The sequence below is a fragment of the Streptococcus alactolyticus genome, assembly GCF_042649785.1.
Lineage (GTDB): Bacteria > Bacillota > Bacilli > Lactobacillales > Streptococcaceae > Streptococcus > Streptococcus alactolyticus.
This window is the reverse complement of sequence record NZ_JBHRZX010000001.1, coordinates 44,835-50,916: the sequence shown is the minus strand read 5'-3', so window position 1 is coordinate 50,916 and position 6,082 is coordinate 44,835. Positions and strand designations below refer to the sequence as shown.

Below are 6,082 nucleotides of genomic sequence, written 5' to 3'. Positions count from 1 at the left end.
TCTGACCAAACCGCAAACATGATTTTAGCCCCATCAGCGATTGGTTGGTTGTATTGGATGTTGAAACCGTTGCCACCTAGATAAACGTCGGTCACTCTATCCGTTACTCCAGTTCCGCCTCCTGTGGCTCCATGTTTTGATTGGTCAGCAGCTTCAGCATCTTCAGAAATAACTTTGGCTTCTGTTTCTGATGCAACCAACTCTTCAGCAGAACTTTCTTCAGAAGTTGCCTCTGTGCTTGCCATTTCTTTTGCAGGCTCTGTAGAATCTTCTTCTGCTTCTGTTGACTCGGTAGAATTGTTTTCATTCTCTTCTACTACGTTTGTTGCCTCAGTTGTTACACCAGCAACTTCTGTTTCTGTCTTTTCTGGCACACTTGTCGCACTAGCAGCTTCTGTTTCTGTCTTTTCTGGCACAGTAGATTCAGCTAGTTTGACAACTTCAGCATCTGTATTTTCTGTGGTTGAAGATGTTTCTGTAGTCTTTTCTACTTCAACCGGAGTTGTGCTTTTTGCTGAGTCAGAAATAACCGTCTTGTTTGCTTCTGTTTCAGAAGTTTTTGTGTCCCCAACACTGACTTCTGAATCTGTGGCAGTGGCAGCAGTAGATTCTGTTGCGACTTGTAGTGTGCTAGCAAGAGTTTCTGTGGCAGAAGAGTTTTCTACCGTTTCGTCAGCTTGCACAGCTGTTGTTCCCATAGCTGCCACCAAAACACCTGACAATAAAAGAGTTCCGATAGCTCCATAAGCTTTTGATTTTTTGATCGTTCCATGACCTTTTGTCTTCATAAACTTCTCTTAAAAAGCTTTCATTTTGTTACTATTTTAACATATTTTTAAGGTTGGTAAAATCCCCGAAAAATGAAATGCTTGACTTTTATTGACTAATAAAAAAGAAAAGCTGGGCATGTCGTCCCAGCTTAATTGGTGAGCAGTGACTCACTAGTCTTTGCTTGCATTTTCAGCCTCTTCAATGGCTTTTTGTCCGTTTGTCGCCAGAACCTCTTTGTACCAATAGAAGCTATCTTTTGGTGTACGGTTGAGTGTTCCGTTGCCTGCATCGTCCATATCCACATAAATGAAACCGTAACGTTTACGCATTTCACCTGTTCCAGCTGAAACGATATCGATACAACCCCAAGTTGTGTAGCCAATGAGGTCCACACCATTTGTAATCGCATCTGCCATAGCGTTGATGTGAGCACGGTGGTAGTCAATACGATAATCATCGTGGATAGAACCGTCTTCTTCAATCGTATCAAAGGCACCAAGACCATTTTCAACCACCATCAATGGAATAGCGTAGCGGTCATAAATTTTTTCAAGGTAATATTGCAAGCCCATTGGGTCATGTGCCCAACCCCAGTCAGAGTAAGTCAAATAAGGGTTTTTAGCACCTGTTGAGAAGTTTCCTGATACTTCTTCGACACCTGTGTGGGTCGTCACGTTGTTTGACATATAATATGAGAAAGTATACATATCAACCGTACCACGTTTCAAATCTTCAAGATCTTCTTCAGTGATATGAAGTTCAACATTATGCTCTTTCCAAAGACGTTTGGCATAAGTACCGTATTTTCCTTTTGCTTGCACATCACCACAGTAGTAAATGCCTGATTGCCATTTGTGTTCATTAGCAAGGATATCTGCTGGATCACATGTGCCAGGATAAAATGTAATACCACAAATCATATTTCCAATCATGAAATCAGGATTGATGGCATGACCAATTTGAACAGCTTTAGCTGATGCTACAAATTGATGGTGAAGAATTTGATAACCTTCTTGATAATCTGCATCACTAGCTTTTGAACCAAACATATCAAGGAACATGGTTGTGTTATTGATTTCATTGAAAGTTAACCAGTATTTAACCAAGTCTTTGTATTCGTTAAAAATAACCTCACAATAACGCACATAAAAATCAATCAGCTTACGATTTTTCCAACCGCCATAATTTTCTTCAAGTGCTAATGGCGTATCAAAATGCCAAATTGAAACCAAAGGTTCAATGTTATATTTACGGCATTCTTCAAAGACAGAACGGTAGAAATCAAGTCCTGCTTGATTAGGCTCTTTGTCAACACCATTTGGGAAAATACGAGCCCAAGAAATTGACAAACGAAAAACAGAGTAGCCCATTTCAGCAAACAGCTTAATGTCTTTCTTTGTAACGGTGATAAAAATCAACAGCCACATGGTTTGGATAATGCTCTGTATCGAGCACGGCGTATTTAGCCCCTTCAGGAATCTTACCATTATGTCCCATAGCTGGCGCTTTACCAGGGTTACCATCTTTGTCGATATAAGTCATGTAACGTGGCGCATTGACTGACCCACCAGTTGTCACATCAGTTGCAACAAGTCCTCGACCATCTTTGTCATAAGCACCTTCGGCTTGGTTAGCAGCAATTGCTCCGCCCCAAAGGAAGTTTTTTGGAAATGCTTTTGTCATATATCTTTTCCCTCTTTCAATTAAGTACAATAATAGTATACCGTTATTTGAAAGCGCAATCTTGCATTATTATCTTGGAAAATGATACCATCCCACTACAAATACACTGACAAAATTTCAGACACCACACGATAACCAGTGATATTAAGGTGAAGGCCATCGATTGTACAAGTTAGTGGCAAATGACCACTTTCGTCACACAAGGAATCGTGAATATTGAGGTAGGTTACACTTTTTTTTGACAAATTAGATAGCAAATTATTTAATTGATTGATGCTATCATTATTACGATGATTTGGTGTGCGAACAAATCTTGGTGACTCATTCATTGGAAAGACAGAAAGTAAGATAATCTCAGTTTCAGGCAATTTTTGTTGAATAGTAGCCATGATTGTCTCAATTGTTTCACACACTTCTTCTGGATGTCTGATCTTTAAATCATTAACCCCAATGAGCAAAACTACCTTACTTGGACGCAAATCTAAAACCTGCGTATGCAGATGTTCTAAGAGCTGCAAACTGTTAATCCCATGAACACCACGGTTATAAAGCGGAAAATTAGATATCAGCATTTCGTGAATTGGAAAATATTCAGTGATAGAATCTCCAGCAAAGACAATATTTGGCTGTTTTACCAGTTTGTTCAAAGCGTCGTATTTTTCCCACAACTGTACTTGTTGGTCAGCTAAAACTTTGTTGCGAAATTCTGTCACATCAGCTTTGTGATATAGTTCTTGAAAATCAGTCATAGTTTCTCCTTTTGTGACTATTCTATCACGAATCACCCTCGTTCAAAAAATGATTAGCTAAGACTTGTAAGACACCATTTTCTTGATTTGACGGAGCTTGATAGCTGGCTACATTTTTAATTTCCTGTGGAGCATTTGCCATAGCAAAAGAGTATTTCGCCAGTTTTAACATCTCAATATCATTGCCACCATCACCAAAAACCATCAGATTTTCAGGACCATAGCCCCAGTGATTGAGCAAGAAATCAAGGCCAGTTCCTTTATGCACATGCGATGGAATGACATCAATACAACCAAAACCACTAGAGGTTGCCGTTAGTTGATAATCCGCAAATAAAGTGTTAATTTCATCTCTCACTTGGAAGGTCAATTCATCACGAACCAGTAAAGTGACTTTAAAATAATCATCATCAGGAATTGGATGTAGATTATCAACGTATTTTAAAACAGGCAAATAATAGCTAAGCAAATCCTTAATTTTTTTCGGTGTCGACTTTGGCAAGTATGACGATGACTTTCCTGCCAAGTTAATCACCGTATCAGGATAATGTTTCTCGATATAATTAACCAAAGCTGAGATAGCTTCTACTGTTTCAAATTCTTCCTGCAAAGTTCGACCATTTTCAATGATGTGACCGCCATTTTCAGCCACAAAAGACATTAGATGTTTATGTTTGGGAAATTGTTGGATAATCTGACGATACTGATTACCACTTGCCACCACGAATTTGATGCCTTCTGCCATAAAATGATCAAACAAACGCTCAAATAAAACCTTGTCATAAGTCTTTTTATCTGTTAAAAAGGTTCCGTCCATATCGGTTGCAATTACTTTTACTATCATAACACCCTCCTTGTCCCCTATTATACGCTAGCTTTCTGAAAAAAGCTTTGAGTATATTCAGAAAAAATGATACTATGACACGAAAAAATCTAACCTCCCTTTCATTTCAAGACAAAAAAGAACGGGTAACACCCGCTCTTAATTTTTATTAAGCTCCTACGCTTTCTTCTTTGAGAAGTTTCAAATCGTACATTTTAAGGAATGGGAACCAAACAAAGAATGCTGCTAGGGCACAGACAAGAGCTGTGATAACGGCACCGATGTTACCACCAGTTCCGATGTAAGCACCAAGACCGATTGGAGTTGGCCATGGAGTTTGGATGATTGATACTGCGGCAAAGCCAAGTTTGATTGACCAGTATGCGATTGAAGCAGATACGATTGGTGCGATAATGAATGGAAGGGCAAGAATTGGGTTGTAAACAACAGGAAGACCAAAGATCAACGGTTCGTTGATGTTGAAGATTGCAGGAACCATAGCTGCACGACCAAGCATTTTAAGTTGTGATGATTTAGCTGCTACTGCAAGCCATACACAAGCAAGAAGCATTGCACCAGAACCACCCATGATAACGTATGAGTTTGTGAATTCACCTGCAAAGGCAATGTGAGCTCCGTCAACGTTTTCTGCCATGTTTGACAAAAGGATTGGGGTAACAAGACTCATGACGATGTTAGCACCGTGGATACCTACAATCCACAAAACGTGAACAAGAAGGTAAATAACCACAATACCAAGCCAAGAGTTTGCGATGTGACGAACGAAACCAAATGGAATAGCAACAACGTTGTAGATATCAGTACCAAGAGCGATGAATACACCATCGATAACAAGAACAACAAGAGCTACGAAAGCACATGGAATCAAAGCTGAGAATGAGCGAGAAACACCTGATGGTACAGCATCTGGCATTTTAACAACCCAGTTACGTTTGATACATACACGGTAAAGTTGAACAGCAAGGATAGACATTAAGATTGCTGTAAACATACCAGATGTTGACAAACGAGCCAAGCTGTTACCACCAACAGTCCAACCATTGATTGTAGCACCTTTGACGTTCAAGTAGTCAAATGCACCATTTTTAACAAGCAATTCTGGAATTGTCAAGAAGAAGGCAAATACTGAAAGTAGAGCACCGTATACTGGATCAACGTTCAAATCTTCTTCATCAGCAAAGATTTTTGTATACTCATAACCAATAACAATGGCAAAGTATAGAGACAAGATACCCATTGTACAGTTGTAAGCTTGCAAGTAAAGAGGTGCAATTTTATCAACTGAGTTTGCCCAAATTGATGTTAAGGCAGGAATTGGAAAGGCTTGTGGGATAATGCTCAAGACAAGGAACATAGATCCGACGATAGTAAACGGAATACTTGCCATACCAGCGGCAACAATTGCACGAACAGGACGCCAAGCAGATATTTTAGCCATCGGCCCCATCAAGTGCTTTTCTAAAAATTCAAACATTTTCTTCTCCTCCTAAAAACTGTTGAATGTTTGTTGTTAACTAATTGATTGATGCCAAATATTTTTGAATGCGATAGTATTGTTTATCTGAATTACGATTGATACGAGCGATTTTTACTAACATCCATGATGAAATCATAATCCCAAGTAAAAGCATCACGATGAGAAAAACTTGAGTTGTACCATTTTCAGATAAGAATGGATAAAAACTATGATATTGCTTAAATACAGTGGCAATAATTAAAATGGTATTTAAAGCAATGATTATTTGGAAATAAAATTGCGTCTTAATCGCAGGTTTTTGTTCCCTTGAATACATTCGCGATTGTTCCCACATACAAATGGCACCAAAGGCAGCCATAAGAACTGGAATGATAACTAGACTGAAGTTACTAGCAGATAAGAACATCAAAATCCAGTAGAGATTGATGAAAAAGAAGAAGGCAACGACGTAACGAATGAGAAAGTATCGTGTGTAATACATGTTTTTAATCCCGTTTTCACGTCTTGTAGCATCTAATTCTCTTTTTTCCTTTTCTGTTAAAGCAGCCATAGCTATCT

General features: G+C 38.9%; 4 protein-coding genes and 2 pseudogenes. All 6 read right to left on the bottom strand.

From position 1 onward, the window contains the following. Positions 1 to 788 (bottom strand): annotated as a pseudogene (locus ACFORE_RS00310) (hypothetical protein); the annotation flags it as partial. A 153-nt stretch (positions 789 to 941) separates the two neighbouring features. Then, positions 942 to 2,454, bottom strand: a pseudogene (locus ACFORE_RS00305) (glycoside hydrolase family 1 protein). A gap of 95 nt (positions 2,455 to 2,549) precedes the next feature. Then, positions 2,550 to 3,203 carry a GDSL-type esterase/lipase family protein gene (locus tag ACFORE_RS00300; protein WP_264879427.1) on the bottom strand — a complete coding sequence of 218 codons (654 nt, stop codon included), beginning with the start codon at positions 3,201 to 3,203 and terminating at the stop codon, positions 2,550 to 2,552. Positions 3,204 to 3,228: 25 nt separating this feature from the next. Continuing rightward, positions 3,229 to 4,047 (bottom strand): Cof-type HAD-IIB family hydrolase, encoded by an 819-nt coding sequence (locus ACFORE_RS00295; RefSeq protein ID WP_294422438.1) that lies wholly within the window; start codon positions 4,045 to 4,047, stop codon positions 3,229 to 3,231. Positions 4,048 to 4,195: 148 nt separating this feature from the next. Next, a complete protein-coding gene (gene celB / locus ACFORE_RS00290) occupies positions 4,196 to 5,521 on the bottom strand; it encodes a PTS cellobiose transporter subunit IIC (RefSeq protein ID WP_264879429.1) in 1,326 nt (441 codons plus the stop codon). A 40-nt stretch (positions 5,522 to 5,561) separates the two neighbouring features. Continuing rightward, positions 5,562 to 6,074, bottom strand: coding sequence for a hypothetical protein (locus tag ACFORE_RS00285; RefSeq protein ID WP_020916860.1), 513 nt, complete (start codon positions 6,072 to 6,074; stop codon positions 5,562 to 5,564). Between the last annotated feature and the right edge of the window lie 8 nt (positions 6,075 to 6,082).

Bases quoted from the DNA above. Each gene is read 5' to 3' on its own strand.
- ACFORE_RS00295 (WP_294422438.1), bottom strand. From the start codon at position 4,047: ATGATAGTAAAAGTAATTGCAACCGATATGGACGGAACCTTTTTAACA.
- ACFORE_RS00285 (WP_020916860.1), bottom strand. From the start codon at position 6,074: ATGGCTGCTTTAACAGAAAAGGAAAAAAGAGAATTAGATGCTACAAGA.
- celB (WP_264879429.1), bottom strand. From the start codon at position 5,521: ATGTTTGAATTTTTAGAAAAGCACTTGATGGGGCCGATGGCTAAAATA.
- ACFORE_RS00300 (WP_264879427.1), bottom strand. From the start codon at position 3,203: ATGACTGATTTTCAAGAACTATATCACAAAGCTGATGTGACAGAATTT.